The sequence below is a fragment of the Cupriavidus campinensis genome (assembly GCF_905397395.1).
Classification (GTDB): domain Bacteria; phylum Pseudomonadota; class Gammaproteobacteria; order Burkholderiales; family Burkholderiaceae; genus Cupriavidus; species Cupriavidus campinensis.
The window spans coordinates 1-22,049 of record NZ_CAJPVH010000012.1; the positions used below are offsets into that span (position 1 = coordinate 1).

Genomic DNA, 22,049 nt, shown 5'->3' on the forward strand with positions numbered 1-22,049 from the left:
GCTTCGCGCGCGTGGCCGGCGCGGTGCTGCTGGGCTGGGCGATCTGGCACGTGGCGCGCGGGCACCGTATGCGCCCGCGCGTGGGCATGCGGGCCGGCATGCTGGGGCTGGCGGGCTGGTCGTTCCTGATGGCCGGCATGCACGGCGCCGGGCTGATGCTGGTGCCGGCGCTGATGCCGATCTGCGCCACGCCCGGGGCCACCCAGTTCGACGCCGCCGGCGCGCTCGGTCCCGCCATGCTGGCGCTGGGCCTGCACACGGCGGCGATGCTCGCGGCCATCTGCGCCGTGGCGCTGGTGGTCTACGATCGCGTCGGCGTGGCCTTCCTGCGCACCGGTTGGGTCAATCTGGACTGGATCTGGACCGCCGCGCTGGGTATCTGCGGGGTGGTGCTGCTGGTGCTGTGATCAATTCCGGTTGCCGAAGCGCGCCAGCAAGTGCCAGACTTTCTTCAAGTGCTGGGGATCGTGACGGCCCGTGCGGGCGGCGGCGCCGATCGTGGCCGGGGTGAGCGGCTCGCTGCCGGCCAGTGTCGCGGCCAGTGTCGCGGCCAGTTCGGCGATGTGGGCGCCGCGATAGTCAGGCTGGGCGCGCAAGTCATCGGCGGTTGCCGAGAAACCCGCATGCCATGCCACCGGGCAGGGCAGGGCGCGGGCCAGCGTCTCGGTCTCGGTGCCCCGGTACGACGGGTCCAGCACGAGCGCCTCCACGTCGCGCGCCAGCACCAGCGGGCCGTGTACATGCGCTTCTATATAGTGGTCGAGCGGATCGTCCGGCGGCGCGGCGCGCAGCCGGTCTACCAGATCCAGCCGTTCGGCCACGCCGAAATGCACCGGATCGAACACGCTGTCCGGGTAGCAGAAGGTGGTCCGCGCCAGCACGCCCGCCGCCAGCCGCAGATGGCAGGCGCCAAAGCGTGGTGAGCCCCCCTCGGGCCGATGGCGATGGTTGAGCGCGCCGTACTTGGGGCGGTCGGCCGGCGGCGCGGCGTCGTAGGCCTGGCCGAACATGCGGCTTTCCCAGTGCCAGCGGTCCCCGTCGGGGTGGGCGGTCAGCCCGCCGTTGCTGGTGCCGGTCTCGAACTGGGAGCGATAGACGCCGTCGGCGGCCATGGCCGCGAGCAGCGGCACGCCGGCGTGGAGCCGGTCCGGGTGGAAATTGAGCGTGACGCGCCAGTCTGGGTGCAGCGGCGCGCCGTGGCTGCGCGCGGCCACATGGGCCAAGGCGTGGGCGGCGGGGTCGTCCGGGAACATTGGCGGATCCGGGGGTGCCGGCAAGGCGGCGATCGGCCGATTGTAGCGGCGCTGCGGTGCAGCAATTGTCGGCGCGACACCGACAGCCACGGCGCCCGTCGCACGGTACGATAAAGCGCCCTGGCCGGCATCCCTGCTGGCGGGGGGCCGGGACGCCTGCCGCCGCGCCCGCCCGCTTTCATCCCATCGATCCTGCCGGTATGCAACCGACTTCCCTGCAACGCTTCCTGTTTGGCACGATCCTGGTGCCTGTCTCGCTTGCCGTGGTCTTCGCGGCGGACGCGTTCACGCCGCTCGGCCTGGCCGCGTGGTTGTTCTACCTGATCCCGATCTGCCTGTCGCTCTATTCGGACAACCCGCGCCTGCCGCTGATCACCGCGGCGGTCAGCTCCGTACTGCTGGCGATTGGCTACGTGGTCTCGCCGCCCGGCGCCGCGCCCGTCGTCGCCATCACCAACCGCTCCATCGGCCTGCTGGTGAACTGGTTCCTGGCCGTGGTGATCTACCGCTACCTGGTGGGCCAGGGCGCCATCCAGCGGCTGATGTGGGTGCAGCAGGCCCAGGTGCGGATTCACCAGGAGGTGCGCTCGGCGCAGTCGGCCGGCAATGTTGGCGATGCGCTGGTGCGCGCGCTGGCGCAGGCGCTAGATGCCCACGTGGGCGTGGTCTATCAGTGCGTGGATGGCAACCTGCACCGGCTGGCCACCTGGGCATTGGCCGATGCGGACCGCGCGCCGGCCACGCTGGCGCCCGGCGAGACGCTGGCCGGACAGGCCGTGACCGAGAACCGCGTGATCGCCGTGGGCGGGCTGCCGGCCGACTATCTGCCGGTGGCCTCCGCACTGGGCCGCACGCGCCCCACCGAGATCGTGGCCGCGCCGCTGACGGCCGAGGGCGAGGTCGTCGGCGTGATCGAACTGGGCTTCGTCACGTCCCGGCGCGGGACTGCCGATGTGGTGGAACTGCTCGACCGCATCGGCGAACCGGTCGGTATGACGCTGCGCGCCGCCAGCTACCGGGGCCGGCTGGAGCACCTGCTCGGCGAGACCCAGCGCCAGAGCGAGGAACTGCAGGTCCAGCAGGAGGAGCTGCGCGTCTCCAACGAGGAACTGGAGGAGCGCGGCCGCGCGCTGATGGACTCCCAGGCGCGGCTGGAAACCCAGCAGGCGGAACTCGAACAGACCAACGTCCAGCTGGAGGAGCACACGCAGCGGCTGGAGACCCAGAAGCGCGAGATGCTCGCCTTCCAGGCCGAACTGGCCGCCAATGCGCGGGCGCTGGAGCGTTCGAACCAGTACAAGAGCGAGTTCCTGGCGAATATGTCGCACGAGTTGCGCACGCCGCTGAACAGCGCGCTGATCCTGGCGAAGCTGCTGCAGGAGAACAAGGACGGCACGCTGACCGACGAGCAGGTCCGCTACGCGGCCACCATCCACGCGGCCAATACCGACCTGCTGAACCTGATCAACGACATCCTCGACCTCTCCAAGATCGAGGCCGGCCATCTGACGATTGAACCGGAGCCGGTGGAACTGGACACCTTCACCGCCCGGATTTCGCAGATGTTCGACCATGTGGGCGAGCAGAAGGGCGTGGCCTTCCGCGTGGAGCGGATGCCGGGCCTGCCTGACGCCATCGTCACGGACAGCCAGCGCCTGCAGCAAATCCTCAAGAATCTGCTATCCAATGCCTTCAAGTTCACCGAGAAGGGCTCGGTCACGCTGGCGCTGGTCGCGCAGGGCGACGATGCGATCCGCTTCGAGGTGCGCGACACCGGCATCGGCATCCCGAAGGACAAGCAGCAGGTCATCTTCGAAGCCTTCCAGCAGGCCGACGGCACCACCAGCCGCCGCTACGGCGGTACCGGGCTGGGTTTGTCGATCTCGCGCGAGCTGGCGCGGCTGCTGGGCGGCGCGATTGCCGTGGCGAGCGAGCCGGGGGAGGGCAGCGTGTTTTCGCTGACCGTGCCGCGCACGCTGGTGGCGGATGCCGCCACGCAGGCCGGGCTGGTCACACCGCCGGCCGCCCCCGAGCGGGTTCAGGCCCCGCCGTCGCAGGCCATGCCGCTGCCGCCCATGGCACGGCCCGCGCCGATTCCGGCCCCGGAGGCGTCCGAAGGCGGGCCGGGCCCATCGCCGTCCGGCTATCCGCAGCCGATTGCCGACGACCGCGACCATCGCACGCGCGGCAATCGCCTGATCCTGGTCGTGGAAGACGATATCGACTTCGCCGGCATCCTCTACGACCTCGCCCACGAGCTGGATTTCGACTGCATCCACGCCACTACGTCGAGCCACGGGCTGGAGCTGGCGCGCCACCACCAGCCCTGCGGCATCCTGCTCGACGTGGCGCTGCCAGACCAGTCGGGCCTGACGCTGCTGGACTGGCTCAAGCACGACCCGGCCACGCGCCACATCCCCACGCACCTGATCTCGGTCAGCGACCACGCCGAAGCGGCGCTGCATCGCGGCGCCATCGGCTACACCTTCAAGCCGAGCGAGCGCAACAAGCTGGCCGAGGCGATGCGGGGGCTGGAGGCGCGCATGGCGCCGGGCCAGCGCCGCGTGCTGGTGATCGAAGATGACCCGGCGCTGCGCGAGAGCATCCGCGCGCTGCTGCAGTCGGTCCAGGCCGAGATCGTTACCGCCGGCAGCGTGGCCGGCGCGCGCGAGGCGCTGGCCGGCGCCGCGTTCGACTGCGTGGTGATGGATATGGTGCTGCCGGACGGCACCGGCCACGACCTGCTGGCCCACATGGCCAGCGATGGCGCCGGGCAGATGCCGCCGGTCATCGTCTACACCGGGCGGCAGCTCTCGGCCGAGGACGAGCAGCGCCTGCGCCGCTATTCGAAGTCGATCATCATCAAGGGCGCGCGTTCGCCGGACCGGCTGCTGGACGAGGTGACGCTGTTCCTGCACAGCGTGGAGTCCCAGCTGCCGCCCGAGCAGCAGCGCATGCTGCGCGCCGCGCGCAGCCGCGACGACGCCTTCGACGGCCGCAAGCTGCTGCTGGTGGAGGACGACGCGCGCAATATCTTCGCGCTGTCCAAGGTGATCGAGCCGCTCGGGGCCACCGTGGAGATCGCCCGCAGCGGGCGCGAGGCGCTGGACATGCTGGCGCGCCACAAGGACGTGGACCTCGTCCTGATGGACATCATGATGCCGGAGATGGATGGCATCACGGCCATGCGCCATATCCGCCAGATGCCCGAATACGGGCGGCTGCCGATCATTGCGCTGACCGCCAAGGCGATGCCGTCCGACCGCGAGGCGTGCCTGCGCGCCGGGGCGAACGACTACATCGCCAAGCCGATTGATGTGGATCAACTGCTGTCCCTGTGCCGCGTATGGCTCCACGAAAGTTGAACACCCCGGACGCCGCGCCGCTGCCGCCGCTGTCACTGCCAGTGTCATTGCCACCGCCCGTGCCGGTGGTGGATCGCGGCGAGACGGCGCTGCCCGACGCCAATTTCGAGATCGAACTGGAACTGCTGCTGGAGGCCATCTTCCGCAAGTACCAGCACGATTTCCGGCACTACGCGCGGGCCTCGGTGCGGCGGCGGCTGCAGCAGGCGCTGCACGACCTGGGCTTTGCCACGTTGTCGCAACTCCAGGACCGCATGCTGCGCGACGCGGCGCTGTTCGCGCGCATGCTGCAGTACCTGACGGTACAGGTCAGCGAGATGTTCCGGGACCCCTCCTACTTCCGCGCCATCCGCGAGCATGTGGTGCCGGTGCTCCAGACCTATCCGTCGATCAATGTCTGGGTGGCCGGGTGCAGCAGCGGCGAGGAATTGTGGTCGCTGGCCATCCTGTTCGAGGAGGAGGGGCTGGCCGAGCGTACGGTGTTCTACGCCACCGACATCAACCCCGACGCGCTGGCCATCGCCCGGGCGGGTGTGTACGATGCGGGGCGCCTGCGGGCGTTCGGCGCCAACTACCTGGCGGCGGGCGGGCGGCGCTCGCTCTCGGACTACTATCATGCAGCCTATGGGAAGGCCAAGTTCAGCGCCGGGCTGATCCGCCAGTCGGTGTTCGCCGACCACAGCCTGGCCACCGACAGCGTGTTCCAGGAGGCCCAGCTGATTTCGTGCCGCAATGTGCTGATCTACTTCGACCGCGCGCTGCAGGACCGCGCCATCGGCCTGTTCCACGACGCGCTGGCGCGGCGCGGCTTCCTGGGGCTGGGGAGCAAGGAGAGCCTGCACTTCAGCGCCCACGCCGGGGCTTTCGAGCCACTGGTGCCGCGCGAGCGGCTGTACCGCAAGCTGTGAAGGAGGCGCGATGGCAGGGCTGATGGATACGCAAGGGTGCGACGCCGTGGTGATCGGCGCGTCGGCCGGTGGCGTCGAGGCGTTGTCCGTGCTGCTGCCGATGGTGCCGGCGGGCTTCCGGCCGGCGCTGCTGATCGTGATGCACCAGCATCCGAACCAGCCCAGCCTGCTGCCCGAGCTGTTCGGCGCGCGCTGCGCGCTGCCCGTGTGCGAGGCCGAGGACAAGATGCCGGTGCGGCCGGGCCATCTCTACCTGGCGCCGCCGGACTACCACCTGCTCGTGGAGCGGGTACCGGGGGCGCCCGAGGACGTGGAACTGGCGCTCTCCGTGGAGCCGCCGGTGCGCTTCTCGCGGCCCTCCATCGACGTGCTGTTCGAGTCGGCGGCGGTGGCGTGGCGTGACCGGGTACTCGGCGTGCTGCTCTCGGGCGCCAACGACGATGGCGCGCGCGGCCTGGCGATGATCCGCGCGGCAGGTGGCCGGGCGTGGGTGCAGTCGCCGGACAGCGCCGCCGTGGAAACCATGCCGCAGGAGGCCATCGACCGTGGCGCGGCAGACCGCGTGCTGACACTGGAACAAATCGGCCAGCGCCTGGCCCAGTTTTCTGAATGACCCTGACCATGCAAGCTCCGATCAAGATCCTCGCCGTCGACGACATCGCCGCCAACCTCACCGCCCTCGATGCCGTGCTGGCCAAGCCCGATGTGCAGATCGTCCACGCCAATTCCGGCGCGCAGGCGCTGGAACTGCTGCTCGAGCACGACTTCGGGCTGGCCATCCTCGACGTGCACATGCCCGAGATGGACGGCTTCGAGCTGGCCGAGCTGATGCGCGGCAGCAAGCGCACCAGCCATATCCCCATCCTGTTCCTGACGGCGGCCGGAGAGGACAGCGCGCGGGCATTCCGCGGCTACGCTTCCGGCGCGGTCGATTTCCTGTTCAAGCCGATCGACGCGCGCGTGCTGGCGGCCAAGGTCGACGTATTCGTGCAACTGGCCCGGCAGAAGCAGCAGCTGGCCGAACAGCTGGAAACCGCCCAGCAACTGCTCAAGACCAACGAGATGCTGATGGCGGTGCTCGCGCACGACCTGCGTACGCCGCTGTCGGCGATCATCGCGTCGGCGTCGTTCCTGGGGCGGTTCGGGGGCGAGGAGAAGCTCAAGCCGGCCACCGACCGCATCTCGCGCAGCAGCCAGCGCATGGCGCGCATGGTGGATCAGCTGCTGCACGTGGCGCGGCTGCACGGCGGGCGCGTCAAGCTGGAGCCGCGCCAGGAAGACCTGCGCGCGATCTGCGCGGCCATTGTCGATGAGTGCGAGGCGTCGCACGGCAAGGAGCGCGTGGTACTGGAAACCGTGGGGGATACGCTGGCGACCATCGATCCGGACCTGATCTCGCAGGTGCTATCGAACCTCGTCGGCAATGCCCTGCATCATGGCGACCCGGCGGTGCCGGTGGTCGTGGCCGTGGATGGCACGGCGGCCGAGCGCCTGGCGGTAACGGTGACCAATGGCGGGGTGATCGATGGGGCGACCCTGCCGCATGTCTTCGAGGCGTTCCGCTCGGGCGGCGGCGACAGCGCCGAGGGGCTGGGCCTCGGGCTCTATATCTCGCGGGAGCTGGCCGCGTTGCACGGCGGAAGCGTCGAGGCCGCTTCGTCGGCGGCCCTGGGCACCACGGTCTTCACCGTGACGCTGCCCCGCGCGTGCTGCGGGACGCAGGGGATCATCCAGCCGGCCTAGCCAGCCACCTCCCTCGGATCATGGCCGTAGCTGTCGCGTTCGCGGATCTTGCCGTCGACGCCATGGATCAGCAACTCCACTTTCTGGCGCCGGGCCAGGCCGGTGCCGGCCTGAATGGCCTCGTCCTGCGTGGCATGGTGAGACTCGGCGTAGCGGGCGCCCTCGTGGATCACGTCCCAACCGGAGCCGTGCGGCACGACATGGAGGTTGGTCTGCATGATGGTTCTCCGGGATCGTATGGTCTTTCCATTATGGCTGCCATGGCGCAGAGCACAATCCGGCGCTGTCTGACAGGCCACCCACGCCACCCACGCCACCCGGGAAGCACCGCACGGGCGGCGTGCGCATCGCTTGTGTCCGGGGCGTGACGGTTTACCGTGCCTTTTCGGGGCGCCCTTATATATTCTTGTAGGGAAAACAACGCGCAGGAGACACAGCCATGCAAGCGAGGTTTGCGCGCGGCATTGCGCAGATGCCACTGACGGTGGCGGCCCGGGAATCCCTGCTGGCGGAGAAGGCCGCCATGCCCGAGGTCGGCGACCTGGTGACGGTTTGCAGCCAGGATATGGAAACCGAGTTCAGCGTCCGCCTGACGGCGGTGGCCGGACCCGAGCTTTGGTACGGCGTGATTCATGCCATCACGCGCGGTGCCGAGATGCTGGTCGTGGCCGAGGGCCTGGAGCTGGACGACGTGGTCAGCGTGCGGCGCCAGGAGATCGCCTCGGTGGTCAAGGCCAACCACCACCATTGATCGTTCCCGCCGGGAGCGGGTATGCTGCGGATGCACATCCATCCGTCGCCCCCGCTTTATGTCTTCCGCCTACACCACGCAAGCTTCCACCCCCGTCTTCATTGCCGGCCCCGCCGGCCAGATCGAAACCCTGCTCGACACCCCCGCCGGCCCGCCCGTCGGCATTGCCGTGGTGGCGCACCCCCACCCGGGGCAGGGCGGCACCGCCGAGCACAAGATCCCCCAACTGCTGGCGCGCACGCTCCAGGCCCATGGTTTCGTGACGATGCGGCCGAACTACCGGGGCGTGGGGCAGAGCGAGGGCGCCTACGATGGCGGCCCCGGCGAGTCCACCGATGTGGAAGCCGTGCTGCGCCATCTGCAGGCCGAGTACCCGGGCCTGCCCGTGGCGCTGGCCGGGTTCTCGTTCGGTGCCTTCGTGCAGACGCTGATGGTGGCGCGGCTGACGGCGGCGGGAGACGCTGCGGCGGAATCGATCCAGCATCTGATCCTGACCGGCATGCCGGCTGGCGCGCTGTCCGAGACGCTGTCCTACGACACCCCGCCCGTGCCGGCCCACACGCTGGTGGTGCATGGCGAAAAGGACGAGCGCGTGCCGCTGATCAACGTCTTCGACTGGGCCCGCCCGCAGGAGCTGCCGGTGGTGGTCCTGCCGGCCGCCGGGCATTTCTTCACCGGCAAGCTGCCGGGGCTGCGCAGTGTGGTGGAGGGGTACCTGCGCCGGCCTACCTGATGGTCATCGCTCAGAACTGGTAGACCACCGAGATATCCCCCGTCAGGTTGGTCGTCCGCTGCACGATCGGGCTGTTCTTGGCATCGCCCACCAGCGCCGATACCCCGAAGTCCGCCGTGGCGAACCAGTGCTTGTTGATGAACCAGATGGCCGAGACGCCGCCGCCATAGGACTTGATCCCGCCGCTGGCACGGTATTCCGGGTGGCCGGAGCGCGCCGCCTGCTCGGGCGTCACGCCGAACCAGCGCCCCATGTAGGCCGAGTCGGCCACCGTCATGGTCGGGCCGGCGAACCAGAAGAATTTCTCGGAGCTGCCCGGCAGCGGCATATAGGCGCCCAGGTCGCCAATCCAGCCGTTGGCGCCGCCGAACTGGCGCCGCGCATTGGCGCGGATCACCAGCGGGAACGACTTCGACACCACGTAATCGACAAACAGCTTGGTCTCCGCCGCCATGCCGATATTGCCCATGCCGGCCAGGTTGTCGTGGTCCTTCTTCTCGCGGCGGCCCAGGTCGTAGGTCAGGGCGATGCCCGCGCGCCAGTGGTCGTTGGAGACGATGTTCCAGCCCAGCCCTTCGCCGGTGGACATGAAGAACTTGTCGGCGTAGCGGATGTCGATGGTCGGCCCGCCGAAGACGTAGTAGTCGTGCGCGCCGTCGTAGCGCGGCCGCACGGTCATGGCCGCGCCGAGCCGGAATTTCCAGCCCTCGGGCTGGCCCTGGAACATTTCCACCAGCGGCACGCCCACCGAGTACTGCCACTCGGCCAGCGGCGCGGGCGTCTGCGCCCGGACGGCCGGTGCATGCAGCAGGGCCAGCGCTAGCATCAGCGCGGTCAGCCAACCCGCCAGCGGCGAGTGGGGTTCCGGATGTCTGGACACGTCAGGGTCCTCCCGTTGATTGTTGTGGTTCGCATGACGGCAAATCATCTTTTCACCGGCGCGCCGCCCGCGCAACTTCCTCGAATCCCACAAGCGTGTAGGAAGGACGCCGATTTCACCGGCGGCCCCCGTTGCCTACCATCCAGTCACCGTGGCCGCATCCTAGTCGCGGTCAGCCAGTTCGTCCGTACGCCAGTCGCGCCGCATCACCAGGAACGTAAAGGAGGTGGACCAGCCGATCAGCATCAGCCCCACCAGCGGCTGCACCGACGCCACCAGGCGCAACTGGCCCATCGGGATGATGTCGCCGATACTTTGCGTAGTGAAGGTCTCCAGCGAGAAATAGACATAGGCCGCTACGCCATGGTCGTGCAGGCCCTTGAGTTCGCCGATGCCGAACACGTCCGCCCCGAGCCAGTAGCCGGAACTGAACAGCACGGCTTCCAGCACGTGGGCCAGGATGATGAGCAGGATCATCACGCCGATGTTGACCTTGCCGCTCCAGTGGCGCGGGTGCATGGCCGAGATCAGGCGCAGGGCTTCGTAGTGCACGGCCACGCAGACGATGGTCAGTGTGGCGGTGATCAGGATCGCAATCAGGTAGGGGGAGGCCGTGGCGTCCATGGTCGGCAAGGGTGGTTTTCTGGCGCGGTGTTTCCCGGCAGACTATAGAAGCGCCCGCACGCTGACAATGCACCATGCGGCGCATGCCAGAAAAGTGAAGAAAGAGAAACATGCGGGAAACCGGAGGCTCCATGAAGAACACGGTGGGCAACGTGCCGCCGCTCCATGCCGAGGGCATCGCCCCTGCCTTCCTCGCCGGGGGCGGCGAGATGGGCGCGCTGATCCGTGCGCACGACTGGTCGCGCACGCCGCTGGGCGCGCCCGAGACCTGGCCGCAGAGCCTGAAGACGGCCATCCGCATCATGCTGACCTCGCGCCAGCCGATCTGGGTGGGCTGGGGCGCCGACCTCCGCTTCTTCTACAACGACCCGTACAAGGCGATCATCGGCGGCAAGCATCCGGCGTCGCTGGGGGAGCCGACCGAGCGCGTCTGGAGCGAGATCTGGCCAGAGATCGGGCCGATGCTGGACGCGGCCATGGAGGGCAGCGAAGGCAGTTTCGTCGAGCAGAAGCTGCTGATCATGGAGCGCAACGGCTACCCGGAGGAGACCTACTACACCTTCTCCTACAGCCCGGTGCCCGACGATCACGGCGGCACGGGCGGCATCATCTGCGCCAACAGCGACGACACCGAGCGCGTGGTGGCCGAGCGCCAGCTGAAGCTGCTGCGCGAGCTGGCCTCGTCGGCTACCAATGCCCGTTCCTGGGACGAAGCGTGCGCGCTGAGCCTGCGCGCGCTGGGCGCCAATCCGTACGACATTCCCTTCGCGCTGCTCTATCTGGGCGAGCGCGGCGCCGGCACGGCCACGCTGTGCGGCCACCATGGCATCGAAGTGGGCCACCCGGCCGCGCCGGCGGAGATCCCCGCCGGCGGCGAGGCCGCCTGGCCGTTTGCCCAGGTGCTGGCGCGGGGCGAAGTGGTGCTGGTGGAAGACCTGTCCACCCGCTTCGGGGCGACACTGCCCGGCGGCGCGTGGCAGTTCGCGCCGCGCCACGCGGCCGTGGTGCCGGTCACGCCTTCGGGCGAAACCACGCGTAGCGGCGTGCTGGTGGTGGGCCTGAACCCTTGCCGGCTGTTTGGCGAACGCTACCGCGCCTTTCTTGACCTCGTGGCGGGCCAGATCGGCCAGGCCATCAGCTACGCGCACGCCTATGAGGAAGAGCGCCGCCGCGCCGAGGCGCTGGCCGAGATCGACCGCGCCAAGACCACGTTCTTCTCGAATATCAGCCATGAGTTCCGCACCCCGCTGACGCTGATGCTGGGGCCGCTCGAAGAACTGCTGAACCGCGCGGACGAGACGGCCCAGGTCAACCCACGCGACGACGCCGACCGCCAGCTGGTGGAGATTACCCACCGCAACGGCCTGCGGCTGCTGAAGCTGGTCAATGCGCTGCTCGATTTCTCACGGATCGAGGCCGGCCGGGTGCAGAAGCACCCCCAGCCGACCGACCTGCCCGCGTTCACGGCTGAACTGGCCTCGCTGTTCCGCTCGGCCATCGAGGGCGCCGGCCTGCAGCTGGTCGTGGAATGCGCGCCGCTGGGCTTCCCGGTGGCGGTGGACCGCGACATGTGGGAGACCATCGTCCTGAACCTGCTCTCCAACGCGTTCAAGTTCACCTACACCGGGGCGATTGCGGTGGCGGTGCGCGAGGCGGAAGACGGCGGCGTGGAACTGAGCATCCGCGATACCGGCATCGGCATTGCGGCGGATGAGCTGCCCCGGCTGTTCGAGCGCTTCCACCGGGTGTCCGGCGCGGTGGGCCGGTCGATCGAGGGGAGCGGCATCGGCCTGGCGCTGGTGCTGGAACTGGTGCGCCTGCACGATGGCGTGATCCGCGTGGAAAGCGAGGTGGGCGAAGGCACGTGCTTCGTGGTTACGCTGCCGCGCACGGCCCGGGCGGCCGTGCCGCAGCCGGCTGCACCCGGGGCTGCGTCAAACCTGTCGACACACGCCAGCCAGCAGGCGCTGGCCTACGTGGAAGCCGCGCGGCGCTGGACCCCCGAGGCAGAGGCGATGCCGGCTGCGGCGCTGGCCATGCTCGCGCCTCCGCCGGACGCGGTGCCCGGCGCGGTACGCGGGCATGTCATGGTGGTCGATGACAACGCCGACCTGCGCGAATACATGCGCCGCATCCTGGGCGCGGCCGGCCACACGGTGGAGGTGGCGGCCGATGGCCAGGAGGCGCTGGACATGGCCCGCACGCACGCGCCGGACCTGATCGTCTCGGACGTGATGATGCCGCGCCTGGACGGCTTCGCCCTGGTGCAGGCCGTGCGCGCCGACGCGGCGCTGCGCGAGACCCCCGTGGTGCTGCTCTCCGCCCGCGCGGGCGAGGAAGCGCGCGTCAGCGGCCTGGCCACCGGCGCGGATGACTACCTGACCAAGCCGTTCACCTCGCGCGAGCTACTGGCCCGCGTGGCCAGCAATCTCCAGTTGTCGCACCTGCGCCGCACCACGGAACGCCGCCTGCGCGAGGAAATCGCCATGCGCACCCGGGCGCAAGAGGCGCTGCGCGAGCTGAACAATTCGCTCGAACGCCGCGTGGCCGAGACCGTGGCGGACCGCGACCGCCTCTGGGAGCTGAGCGAAGACCTGCTGATGGTGGCCAGCTTCGACGGCGTGCTGGAACGCTTCAGCCCGTCCTGGCGGCGCACGCTCGGCTACGCCGACAGCGCGCTGCTGGGCCGCTCGTGCATGGCCTTCGTCCACCCGGACGACCTGGTGGCGGTGACTGAGCAGATGATCGCGCTGCGCCACGATGGCACGGCGGTGCGCTACGAATGCCGCATGGCGCGGGCCGATGGCGGGCTGCGCTGGGTGGCGTGGACGCTCACGGTGGACCCCGCCACGGGCCGCATCCACGGCGTGGGCCGTGACGTCACCAGCGACAAGGAAGCCGCCGATGCCCTGCGCCATGCCGACGAGGCGCTGCGCATGGCGCAGAAGATGGAAGCCATCGGCAAGCTGACCGGCGGCGTGGCGCACGACTTCAACAACCTGCTCCAGGTGATTGGCGGCAACCTGCAACTGCTGGCGCGCGATGTATCCGGCAACGAGCGCCCCGAGGCGCGTGTGCGCAACGCGCTGGCCGGGGTGGCGCGCGGCGCCAAGCTGGCATCGCAATTGCTGGCGTTTGGCCGGCGCCAGCCGCTGGCGCCGAAGGTGGTGAACCTGGGCCGCTTTATCCGCGGGCTGGACGACATGCTGCGGCGGGCGCTTGGCGATGGCATCGAGATCGAGACCGTGGTGGCGGGCGGCCTGTGGAATACGCTGGTGGACCCGTTCCAGGTGGAAAACGCGCTGCTGAACCTGGCGATCAACGCGCGGGACGCGATGAGCGGCCACGGCCGGCTGACCATCGAGGCCGGCAACGCGGTGCTCGACGATGCCTACGCCCGCCGCAACGCCGACGTGGCGCGCGGCCAGTACGTGATGGTGGCGGTGACCGATACCGGTACGGGCATGTCGCCCGAGATCCAGGCGCAGGTTTTCGAGCCATTCTTCACCACCAAGCCCGAGGGGCAGGGCACCGGGCTGGGCCTGAGCATGGTGTACGGCTTTGTCAGGCAGTCCGGCGGGCATGTGAAGATCTACAGCGAGGCGGGGCAGGGCACCACGGTGCGGCTCTACCTGCCACGCGTGCGCGAGGAGGAAGACCTCGAGACCGATGTGGATGCCGGGCCGGCAGGCGGCGGCACGGAAACCGTGCTGGTGGTGGAGGACGACGAGGACGTGCGCGCCACCGTGGTGGATATGCTGGCCAGCCTGGGCTACCGCGTGCTGAAGGCGCGCGACGCGCTGAGCGCGCTGGCCATCGTCGAGAGCGGCGTGCCGGTGGACCTGCTGTTCAGCGATGTGGTCATGCCCGGCCCGCTGCGCAGCACGGAAATGGCGCGCAAGGTGCGCGAGCGGCTGCCCGGCATCGCGGTGCTGTTCACCTCGGGCTATACGGACAACGCCATTGTCCACAGCGGGCGGCTCGACGAGGGCATCGAACTGCTGAGCAAGCCGTACACGCGCGAGGCGCTCGCGCGCAAGGTGCGCCATGTGCTGGTGAGCGGCGGGGCCGAACTGGGCCCGGCGCCGGCTGAGGCGCCGGCTTCGATCGCCATGGGGGGGCCTGATACGCCACCCTCGATGCAACTGGCGCCGCAGCGCATCCTCTTTGTCGAAGACGACGCACTGGTGCGTGCCAGCACCGCGGAGCTGATGCGGACCTTCGGGCTAAGCGTGGTGGAAGCGAGCACCGATGCCGAGGCAATGGCCGTGCTGCGCGAGGGGCCGGTCGATGTATTGCTGACCGATGTGGGGCTGTCCGGCGCCTCCGGCGTGGACCTGGCGATGGATGCCTGCCGGCTGCAACCGGCGCTGCGGGTGATCTTCGTGAGCGGTTACGACGTGGTGCTCACGCCCGTGCAGCGTGCCGCATTGCCAAACGCGGTCACGCTGCGCAAGCCCTACGCGCTGCCGGCGTTCATCGGCGTCTTGCAGGGCTGACCGGAACCGGTCCTGTGGCGAAGGGGGGGCGGCGCTCAGATCAGCGTCTGCGCGACCACGGCGGCGGCGGAACCGCTCGCCACGACGACGGCCACCCAGCCGCCTACGAGTACTGCACTGTTACGGAAAGTCATGATGGACTCCAGGAATGACAACCCGGAGCCCGCCTCGGGGAGCCCCGAGGCTACTGCTCCGTTTGTCTGACGTACTTCCAATCCGCCGTCATCGGGCGGGACTCAGGCGTTGGCGCCTTCGGTGAACGGGTCAAACTTGCCTTGGCGGGCACCATCCAGGTACGGATCAGCGGTGCGGGCCGGGCTGGCCGAGACACCGGTGCGATCCAGGCCGGCTACCGTGCGGGCACCTTCGCTGAACGTGTCGAACCTGCCTTGGCGGGCGCCGTCCAGGTACGGGTCGGCGGTGCGGGCCGGGCTGGCCGAAACACCGGTACGATCCAGGCCGGCAACGGTGCGGGCACCGTCGGTGAACGGGTCAGCCTTGCCAACGCGGGCACCATCGACATACGGGTTGCGCGGTTCGTTCACGCCGCTGGCGCGGGCGCCATCGGTGAAGGCGTTGCGGGCGTCGTTCACGCGGTAGCTGTAGCCGTAGACTTCACCGGTCTTGTTGGCGGGAGCGGCTTGCGCAGCGCCAGTCACGAAGGCGGCGGCGAGGGCGGCGGCGGTAAGGATGGTCTTGGCGTTCATGGTGTAGCTCCTTGTCTTCGTTGGGCCGGGCGATCTCGATTGGAGGTGGATCACGGGGCCGTCGGTGCTGCGTTGTTTTGCTGCATTGTGGCTGTCTTTTCTTTTGCTGCTATCTACTGGTAGGTAGATTTTCAGGGCTAAAAAAAAGACCGCCTTCCGGTACTGATCGACAACTTGTACTGCGTGGACGGGTACTGCATCGCGGGGCTTGTTTCTGTTTGCCGGGTGGTGCAGCGGCGTCCATGGCTCGAATAGTATCTACTACTAGATAGACAAGCAAGGACTTTTTGCGCCGCGCAATCGTATTTCGTTGGAAAAATGGGCGATTTGCCTCGTCAGGCTGGATGGTGTGATGACTTAAGTCATTGATTTGACGACCTAATCACAAAGGTTCCATCCCACCATCCTGGGAGTTAGAGTAAATGCTCTAGCCTCGTAGATCCTTTGCATTGCGCTGCGCAACGAGCGCTTGGAGCAACGTCCGCGTCTGCTCGCGGATCACTTCCTGCACCCGGGCGGTCTCGGCTTCCCCGAAAGCGTCCCAGTTCAGCGCCTTGAGCACGTGGCGGCGCATGACCTTGAAGGCTGCCACCTGACTGTCGATGGCGATGGTGCGGATGCGCGTCGCCTCGTCCGTGGCCGGCTGGCCGGTCAGGCGCCCGATTACCTGTGATGTCACCGCGAAAATGCGGCGATTGATGCCCGCGTCGATGCGCTCGAACGCGGCGGGCGGCCCGAGCCCCGCGCGCTCACGCGCCATGAACTGGCGCCAGTGGTCGGTGTCCGGGCATTCATGCAGGAAGGTGGTGAAGCGCAGCTGCAGGCCCAGGTAGGCGTCGATCAGCTCGGCGTCGGTGGCATCCGGGCGGGCCACGACGGCCTCGGCGGCGATCACCACATCGGCCAGCAGACCCCAGGCGCGGTCAACGAAGTAGTCGATGCACGCCAGGTACACCCCTTCCTTATTGTCGAAGTAGTACTGTAGCGCGGGCGCGTTGACCCCGGCCTCGCGGGCGATGTCGCGCGTGGAGGCCCCATCGAAACCGTGTGCGCCAAAGAGCCGCAGCGCGGCGTCGATGATCCGCGCGCGCGTCTCTTCGCCGCGCTGGTAGCCGCCTTCGGTGGCGGGCTTGTGTCGGGCCATGTTGCGTTTTCCTCAGTCCGTGGGCAGGCAGAAATATATCAGTTGACACAATTATTCCAAGTGGAATAATTGCGCGGTCCCCGTCATTAGTGCTGTCAAAGCCCCGCGCCCCCATGTCTGCCCCCCAATCTTCCGCCGCCGCCCATCCGGCCGCCGGCCTCCCTGCCTCCACTGGATCTTCGGCGCGCAAGCCGCGCGCTGCCTCGCGCCGCCGCACCGTGCTGCTGGCGCTGGGCGCGCTCGCGCTGCTGGCCGCCGTGGCATTCGGCACGCGCTGGTGGCTGGTAGGCCGCTTTATCGAAAGCACCGACGATGCCTACCTCCAGGCGGACAGCGTGACGGTGGCGCCGAAGGTGAGCGGCTACGTGGCCGAAGTCTTCGTGCGCGACAACCAGCAGGTCACCGCGGGTCAGGCGCTGGTGCGCCTCGACAATCGCCAGTACCAGGCGGCCTTCGATGAGGCGCAGGCCACCGTGGCCTCGCGCCAGGCGGACGTGGCGCGGGCCGAGGCCGACCTTGCCCAGCAGAAGGCGCGCATCGCCCAGGCCGGCGCCGAGGTGGAAGGCGCCCGCGCCAACGCCCGCTACGCCGCCTCGCAGGTGGAGCGCTACGCGCCGCTGGTGAAGTCCGGCGCCGAGACCGAGGAACGTACCGCCGAACTGCGTAACGCCCAGACCCGCGCGGGTACCACGCTGGCCGCCAACGAGGCCGCGCTGCGTGTGGAGCAGAGCCAGGTGGTGACGCTGCAGGCGCGGCTCCAGCAGGCGCAGGCGCAACTGGAGGTGGGACAGGCCAGCGCGCGGCAGGCCCGGCTCGACCTGGATGACACCGTGGTTCGCGCCACCAACGCCGGCCGCGTGGCCGACAAGGGCGTGCGCGTGGGCCAGTTCGCCCAGCCCGGCACGCGCCTGCTGACCGTGGTGCCGGTGCAGGACCTCTACCTGACCGCCAATTTCAAGGAAACGCAGGTGGGTCGCATGCGTCCCGGCCAGCGTGTGACGCTGCATGTGGATGCGCTGCCCGGTGAAGACCTCCACGGCGTGGTGGACAGCCTCTCGCCCGGCACCGGCTCGCAGTTCGCGCTGCTGCCGGCGCAGAACGCCACCGGCAACTTCACCAAGATCGTCCAGCGCGTGCCGGTGCGGATTCATGTGGATGTGACGCCGGAGGCGCGCGCGGTGCTGATGCCGGGCCTCTCCGTGGTGGTGGATGTCGATACGCGGGACATGCATCCGGCACAAGCCCGCGCCGGCGAGGCCCGCCATGGCTGAAACGGCGCTCCCCGCCGGGGCCGCCCCCGCCGCTCCCGCCACGCCACCGAACGACAAGCCCGCCAACGCCACCGCCGCCGACTGGATCGCCGTGGCCGCCGGCTCGCTCGGCGCGCTGCTGGCCACGCTCGACATCTCCATCACCAACTCGGCGCTGCCCCAGATCCAGGGCCAGATCGGCGCGGCCGGCACCGAGGGCACGTGGGTGTCCACCGGCTACCTGATGGCCGAGATCGTCATCATCCCGCTCACCGCGTGGCTGACGCGGGTGTTCGGGCTGCGCCGCTTCCTGATGTGGAACGCGCTGCTGTTCACGGCGTTCTCGATGATGTGCGGCCTGTCCCATTCGCTGCCGGAGATGGTCATCGGCCGGATCGGGCAGGGCTTTGCCGGCGGGGCGATGATCCCCACCGCGCAGACCATCGTCCGTACCCGGCTGCCGCGCCACCAGATGCCCATCGGCATGTCGATGTTCGGGCTGATCGTGCTGCTCGGGCCGCTGCTGGGCCCCGTGGTGGGCGGCTGGCTGGCCGAGAACGTGAACTGGCGCTGGTGCTTCTTCCTGAACCTGCCGGTGACTGCCGTGCTGGTGCCGCTGCTGTACTTCGGGCTCAAGCCCGAGCGGGCGGACCTGTCGGCCTTCATCAAGGCGGACTGGCTCGGCATTATCGGGCTGGCCATCGGCCTCAGCTCGCTGACCGTGGTGCTCGAGGAGGGCCAGCGCGAGCAGTGGTTCGAGTCGGCGACCATCGTCTACCTGTCCGCCCTGTCGGCCATCGGCCTGGGGATGATGTTCGTCGCCCAGTTCACGGCCAAGACACCCATCGTGCGGCTGCGCCTGCTGCTGAACAAGCACTACGCGAGCGTGATTTTGATCGTCTCGGTGGTCGGGGCGGGGCTGTACGGGGTGTCCTACCTGCTGCCGCAGTTCCTGGCCACGATTGCCGGCTACAACGCCGAGCAGGCCGGCGGGATCATGCTGCTGTCCGGGCTGCCGGCGTTCCTGATGATGCCGGTGCTGCCGCGCCTGCTCGGCAAGGTGGACAGCCGCTGGCTGGTGATTACCGGGCTGGTGTGCTTCTTCGGCAGTTGCATGCTCGATATCAGCCTGACGACGGACAGCGTGGGGCATGACTTCACGCTGTCGCAGATCCTGCGCGGCTTCGGGCAGATTTTGGCGATGATGCCGCTGAATCAGGCGTCGATGGCGGCAGTGGCCACCCATGAGGCCGGCGATGCCGCCGGGCTCTACAACATGGCCCGCAACCTGGGCGGCTCGATCGGGCTGGCGCTGCTCGGCACGCTGATCGACCGCCGCAACGCCTACCACGACGCGGTGATCCGGGAATCGGTCACGGCCAATAGTTCGATCGGGCAGGAGCACATGTCCTCCAGCATCGCCAGCTTCGTGGCGCAGGGCGGCGACTATGCCCACGCCAGCCTCCAGGCCGTGGCGCAGTTGTCCGGCGAGATCGCCCGGCAGGCCGCGGTGATGACGTTCTCGGAAACCTTCTATGCCCTCGGGCTGGCGCTGCTGTGCTGCGTGCCGCTGGCACTGCTGCTGAAGGCGCCCCGTCCGGGCGCAGCCCCGGTCGAAGCCGGTCACTAAATCGATAAATAAAGCGGTACCTAATATGTACGCACCCCTTCGCGCCGCCCGGCCGGCGCTGATTCTCCTCGTTGCCGCCCTGGCCGCCGCCGGCTGCACCGTGGGCCCCGACTACCGCACCGCCCCGGAAGTGGCCGGCAATGCGGTGGCGGCCGGCACCTTCCCGCACGCACCGACACTGGCCGAGGCACGCCAGCCTGACGTGGCCGACTGGTGGCGCGCACTGGGCGACCCGCTGCTGGCCAACCTGATCGAAACCGCGCTGCGCGACAGCCCGGACATCCGCGCCTCGCGCGCCCGCGTGCGGCAAGCCCGCGCCGGGCTGGCCGGGAATCGCGCAAACCTGATGCCGAAGGTCAATGCCAGCGCTGCCATGCTGCGCACGCGCGAGCCGGACCTGGCCTCGTTTGGCGGCGACGGAGGGGGCGGAGGGGGCGGAGGGGGCGGGGGCGGCCGGGGGCCGCTGTCGCTCTATATCGCCGGGTTCGATGCGAGCTGGGAACTCGACCTGTTCGGCGGCACGCGCCGCGCCATCGAAGCGGCATCCGCCGAGGCCGATGCCGCCGATGCCGAACTGGCCGATGCCCACGTGCAGCTGGCCGCCGAAGTGGCGCAGGCCTACGTCACGCTGCGCGAGCAGCAGGCCAGCCTGGCCCATCTGCGCGCGTCGGAGACGCTGGAAGCCGACATGCTCGACCTGACCCGCCAGCGCCGCGCGCGCGGCGTGGCCTCCGAACTCGAAGTGGAACGGCTGCTGACGCAGCTGGAAAACACCCGCGCCCGCATCGCCCCGGTGGAGGCGGGTTTGATCGAATCGTTCGACCAGCTCGCACTGCTGACCGGCCGCTCGCCCGGCACGCTGGACACTGCGCTGGGTCCGTCGCGCGACCTGCCGGTGCTGCCCGAGACCGTGGCCGTGGGCGATCCCGCCACGCTGCTCAAGGCCCGGCCCGATATCCGCGTGGCCGAACGCCGGCTGGCCTCGCGCACGGCGCAGATCGGCGAGCGCAAGGCGGACTGGTTCCCGAAGGTGTCGCTGCTCGGCTCGCTCGGCTTCAGTGCGATGGACCCGGGCCACCTCGTCCGCAAGGAAAACGGCACGTGGCTGACGCTGCCGCGCCTGCAATGGAACATCCTCGACTTTGGCCGGGTGGCGGCGAGCGTGGATAACGCCGAGGCCGGCCGGGACGAAGCCGAGGCCAGCTACGAGAGCGTGGTGCTCAAGGCGCTGCGCGATGCCGACGTGGCGCTCTCCCGCTACGGGCACCAGCGCGACAACGTGGTGGTGCTGCGCCGCGTGGAGGCGTCCGCCGAGCGCGCCTCCACGCTCCAGCAGCAGCGCTACCGGGCGGGCACCGCCAGCATGCTCGAATGGCTGGACGTGGAGCGCACCCGCGTGGTGGCCCAGCAGGACCGGATTTCGGGCGATGCCAACCTGCTCAAGGACTACGTTTCGCTGCAGAAGGCGCTGGGGCTGGGCTGGCGCACCTAAGAAAACGCCTACACGCAAACCAGACGCCCACCCCTGTTGGCGCCACCGCGCGCCCGGCACAGTGGCGTGTGGATAGAATCCGGGTGGGCGGCATCGGCATCTGATCAGCTGGCGCCGCCCCCGCGCCGTGGTTTGCAACAATGTGTTACAGATCCCGCCGGCGCGCGCCCCCGGATGCCCGCCCGCCATGCACTTCAACGCCAACGACAGTCTCCTGATCAACGTGGTCGCCAGCATGGTGGTGGTCCTGGCGGGCACGCTGGTGGTCAAGCTGATCAACCGCTTCTTCTCGGGGCGGCTGCAGGCGGACAACCGGGGCGCCTATCGCGCCTGGACCGTGGCGTCGCGCAATGTGGTGGCGGCAGTGATGTTCCTGCTGTTGCTCGGCATCTGGGTGTCGGAGCTGAAGAGCGTGGCCATTTCGCTGGCGGCGTTCGCGGCGGCCCTGATCCTGGTCGGCAAGGAACTGGTGATGTGTTTCCTGGGCGCGTTCATGCGGATGATTACGCGGCCCTACCAGCTGGGCGATCTGGTCGAGATCGGGCCGTTCGGCGGGGAGGTCATCGACATGGATGTCATGTCCACCACGCTGGTGGAGGTGGCGCCCACGCGCCAGTACACGGGCTTTACGGTGCAGGTGCCGAACAGCCTGCTGCTGACCACGGCCGTGCGCAACCATTCGCAGGCCGGCAAGTACACGCTGGACATGGTGCGCATTCCGCTGGCGGTGGGCATGGACCCGGACGTGGTGGAGGCGAAGCTGCTGGCCGTGGCGCGCCAGGCGTGCGAGCCGTTCATGGAAGAGGCCGGCCGCACGCTGCGCCGGTATGGCGACATGCGCTTCGTGGACCTGTCGCAGTTCGAGCCGCGCGTGCTGTTCGAACCCGTGGACGCCGAGCGGGTGGACGCCATCGTGCGGTTCCCGGTGCCGGTGAGCGCGCGCCTGCCGGTGGCCCAGCAGATCGTGCGCGGCTACTACCGCGCGTGCACCCTCCCGCAGGCGGGGGCGGCGGTATAAGGTGGAAGACAGGTGAAGAAAGGGGCGGATGCAGAGCCGTTCCCGCAATGCA

Annotated in this window: 17 protein-coding genes and 1 pseudogene; 12 read left to right on the forward strand and 6 right to left on the reverse strand. The window is 69.0% G+C overall.

Annotated features, from left to right (window positions below; all coding sequences use genetic code 11):
• A pseudogene (locus tag KHO18_RS09790) lies at positions 1-407 on the forward strand (hypothetical protein); the annotation flags it as partial.
• On the opposite strand, the gene KHO18_RS09795 reads toward KHO18_RS09790, so the two are convergent.
• Positions 408-1,253: a DUF3626 domain-containing protein gene (locus KHO18_RS09795; protein ID WP_211943090.1), complete on the reverse strand. Its 846-nt coding sequence runs from the start codon at positions 1,251-1,253 to the stop codon at positions 408-410.
• 200 nt (positions 1,254-1,453) lie between these two features.
• On the opposite strand from KHO18_RS09795, the gene KHO18_RS09800 reads away from it, so the two are divergent.
• The 4 genes from KHO18_RS09800 to KHO18_RS09815 are packed head-to-tail and all read left to right on the forward strand — an operon-like array spanning position 1,454 to position 7,269.
• The gene (locus KHO18_RS09800) at positions 1,454-4,618 is read left to right on the forward strand and encodes a response regulator (protein WP_211943091.1); all 3,165 of its coding nucleotides are present in this window, start codon (positions 1,454-1,456) and stop codon (positions 4,616-4,618) included.
• Positions 4,615-5,526: a CheR family methyltransferase gene (locus KHO18_RS09805; RefSeq protein ID WP_244844666.1), complete on the forward strand. Its 912-nt coding sequence runs from the start codon at positions 4,615-4,617 to the stop codon at positions 5,524-5,526. Before KHO18_RS09800 ends, KHO18_RS09805 begins: the two co-directional genes overlap by 4 nt.
• A gap of 10 nt (positions 5,527-5,536) precedes the next feature.
• Positions 5,537-6,139, forward strand: coding sequence for a chemotaxis protein CheB (locus KHO18_RS09810; protein WP_244844668.1), 603 nt, complete (start codon positions 5,537-5,539; stop codon positions 6,137-6,139).
• 8 nt (positions 6,140-6,147) lie between these two features.
• A complete protein-coding gene (locus KHO18_RS09815) occupies positions 6,148-7,269 on the forward strand; it encodes a hybrid sensor histidine kinase/response regulator (protein ID WP_144197671.1) in 1,122 nt (373 codons plus the stop codon).
• Here KHO18_RS09815 and KHO18_RS09820 read toward each other — a convergent pair.
• Positions 7,266-7,487 (reverse strand): DUF2188 domain-containing protein, encoded by a 222-nt coding sequence (locus KHO18_RS09820; protein WP_144197672.1) that lies wholly within the window; start codon positions 7,485-7,487, stop codon positions 7,266-7,268. The two genes, KHO18_RS09815 and KHO18_RS09820, sit on opposite strands and share 4 nt — an antisense overlap.
• A gap of 221 nt (positions 7,488-7,708) precedes the next feature.
• On the opposite strand from KHO18_RS09820, the gene KHO18_RS09825 reads away from it, so the two are divergent.
• Both KHO18_RS09825 and KHO18_RS09830 read left to right on the forward strand, forming a co-directional pair.
• Complete coding sequence (locus KHO18_RS09825) at positions 7,709-8,020, forward strand: hypothetical protein (RefSeq protein ID WP_144197673.1); 312 nt, start codon at positions 7,709-7,711, stop codon at positions 8,018-8,020.
• Positions 8,021-8,078: 58 nt separating this feature from the next.
• Positions 8,079-8,753, forward strand: coding sequence for an alpha/beta hydrolase (locus tag KHO18_RS09830; protein ID WP_211943093.1), 675 nt, complete (start codon positions 8,079-8,081; stop codon positions 8,751-8,753).
• 10 nt (positions 8,754-8,763) lie between these two features.
• Here the strand turns inward: KHO18_RS09830 and KHO18_RS09835 are convergent, their stop codons facing one another.
• Positions 8,764-9,579: a MipA/OmpV family protein gene (locus tag KHO18_RS09835; protein ID WP_244844686.1), complete on the reverse strand. Its 816-nt coding sequence runs from the start codon at positions 9,577-9,579 to the stop codon at positions 8,764-8,766.
• 216 nt (positions 9,580-9,795) lie between these two features.
• On the reverse strand, positions 9,796-10,257 hold the full coding sequence (locus tag KHO18_RS09840) for an ion channel (RefSeq protein ID WP_144197824.1): 462 nt from the start codon (positions 10,255-10,257) through the stop codon (positions 9,796-9,798).
• A 131-nt stretch (positions 10,258-10,388) separates the two neighbouring features.
• Between KHO18_RS09840 and KHO18_RS09845 the strand changes: the two genes are divergently transcribed.
• Positions 10,389-14,756: a response regulator gene (locus KHO18_RS09845; protein ID WP_244844670.1), complete on the forward strand. Its 4,368-nt coding sequence runs from the start codon at positions 10,389-10,391 to the stop codon at positions 14,754-14,756.
• A gap of 236 nt (positions 14,757-14,992) precedes the next feature.
• Here KHO18_RS09845 and KHO18_RS09850 read toward each other — a convergent pair whose 3' ends face one another.
• Both KHO18_RS09850 and KHO18_RS09855 read right to left on the reverse strand, forming a co-directional pair.
• Positions 14,993-15,463: a copper resistance protein CopQ gene (locus KHO18_RS09850; RefSeq protein WP_144197676.1), complete on the reverse strand. Its 471-nt coding sequence runs from the start codon at positions 15,461-15,463 to the stop codon at positions 14,993-14,995.
• Between the two features lie 427 nt (positions 15,464-15,890).
• The gene (locus KHO18_RS09855; RefSeq protein ID WP_144197677.1) at positions 15,891-16,607 is read right to left on the reverse strand and encodes a CerR family C-terminal domain-containing protein; all 717 of its coding nucleotides are present in this window, start codon (positions 16,605-16,607) and stop codon (positions 15,891-15,893) included.
• A gap of 113 nt (positions 16,608-16,720) precedes the next feature.
• Between KHO18_RS09855 and KHO18_RS09860 the strand changes: the two genes are divergently transcribed.
• The 4 genes from KHO18_RS09860 (at position 16,721) to KHO18_RS09875 (ending at position 21,997) form a co-directional block, all read left to right on the forward strand.
• Positions 16,721-17,878 carry an HlyD family secretion protein gene (locus tag KHO18_RS09860; protein WP_144197678.1) on the forward strand — a complete coding sequence of 386 codons (1,158 nt, stop codon included), beginning with the start codon at positions 16,721-16,723 and terminating at the stop codon, positions 17,876-17,878.
• Complete coding sequence (locus KHO18_RS09865) at positions 17,871-19,487, forward strand: MDR family MFS transporter (RefSeq protein WP_211943095.1); 1,617 nt, start codon at positions 17,871-17,873, stop codon at positions 19,485-19,487. Before KHO18_RS09860 ends, KHO18_RS09865 begins: the two co-directional genes overlap by 8 nt.
• 25 nt (positions 19,488-19,512) lie before the next feature.
• On the forward strand, positions 19,513-20,979 hold the full coding sequence (locus tag KHO18_RS09870; protein WP_144197680.1) for an efflux transporter outer membrane subunit: 1,467 nt from the start codon (positions 19,513-19,515) through the stop codon (positions 20,977-20,979).
• Positions 20,980-21,166: 187 nt separating this feature from the next.
• A complete protein-coding gene (locus KHO18_RS09875) occupies positions 21,167-21,997 on the forward strand; it encodes a mechanosensitive ion channel family protein (protein ID WP_144197681.1) in 831 nt (276 codons plus the stop codon).
• Positions 21,998-22,049: the final 52 nt, after the last annotated feature.

Coding starts and splice junctions, on each gene's coding strand:
- KHO18_RS09840 (WP_144197824.1), bottom strand. CDS start 10,257: ATGGACGCCACGGCCTCCCCCTACCTGATTGCGATCCTGATCACCGCC.
- KHO18_RS09810 (WP_244844668.1), top strand. CDS start 5,537: ATGGCAGGGCTGATGGATACGCAAGGGTGCGACGCCGTGGTGATCGGC.
- KHO18_RS09835 (WP_244844686.1), bottom strand. CDS start 9,579: ATGCTAGCGCTGGCCCTGCTGCATGCACCGGCCGTCCGGGCGCAGACG.
- KHO18_RS09820 (WP_144197672.1), bottom strand. CDS start 7,487: ATGCAGACCAACCTCCATGTCGTGCCGCACGGCTCCGGTTGGGACGTG.
- KHO18_RS09825 (WP_144197673.1), top strand. CDS start 7,709: ATGCAAGCGAGGTTTGCGCGCGGCATTGCGCAGATGCCACTGACGGTG.
- KHO18_RS09795 (WP_211943090.1), bottom strand. CDS start 1,253: ATGTTCCCGGACGACCCCGCCGCCCACGCCTTGGCCCATGTGGCCGCG.
- KHO18_RS09855 (WP_144197677.1), bottom strand. CDS start 16,607: ATGGCCCGACACAAGCCCGCCACCGAAGGCGGCTACCAGCGCGGCGAA.
- KHO18_RS09865 (WP_211943095.1), top strand. CDS start 17,871: ATGGCTGAAACGGCGCTCCCCGCCGGGGCCGCCCCCGCCGCTCCCGCC.
- KHO18_RS09875 (WP_144197681.1), top strand. CDS start 21,167: ATGCACTTCAACGCCAACGACAGTCTCCTGATCAACGTGGTCGCCAGC.
- KHO18_RS09850 (WP_144197676.1), bottom strand. CDS start 15,463: ATGAACGCCAAGACCATCCTTACCGCCGCCGCCCTCGCCGCCGCCTTC.
- KHO18_RS09845 (WP_244844670.1), top strand. CDS start 10,389: ATGAAGAACACGGTGGGCAACGTGCCGCCGCTCCATGCCGAGGGCATC.
- KHO18_RS09870 (WP_144197680.1), top strand. CDS start 19,513: ATGTACGCACCCCTTCGCGCCGCCCGGCCGGCGCTGATTCTCCTCGTT.
- KHO18_RS09860 (WP_144197678.1), top strand. CDS start 16,721: ATGTCTGCCCCCCAATCTTCCGCCGCCGCCCATCCGGCCGCCGGCCTC.
- KHO18_RS09830 (WP_211943093.1), top strand. CDS start 8,079: ATGTCTTCCGCCTACACCACGCAAGCTTCCACCCCCGTCTTCATTGCC.
- KHO18_RS09815 (WP_144197671.1), top strand. CDS start 6,148: ATGCAAGCTCCGATCAAGATCCTCGCCGTCGACGACATCGCCGCCAAC.
- KHO18_RS09800 (WP_211943091.1), top strand. CDS start 1,454: ATGCAACCGACTTCCCTGCAACGCTTCCTGTTTGGCACGATCCTGGTG.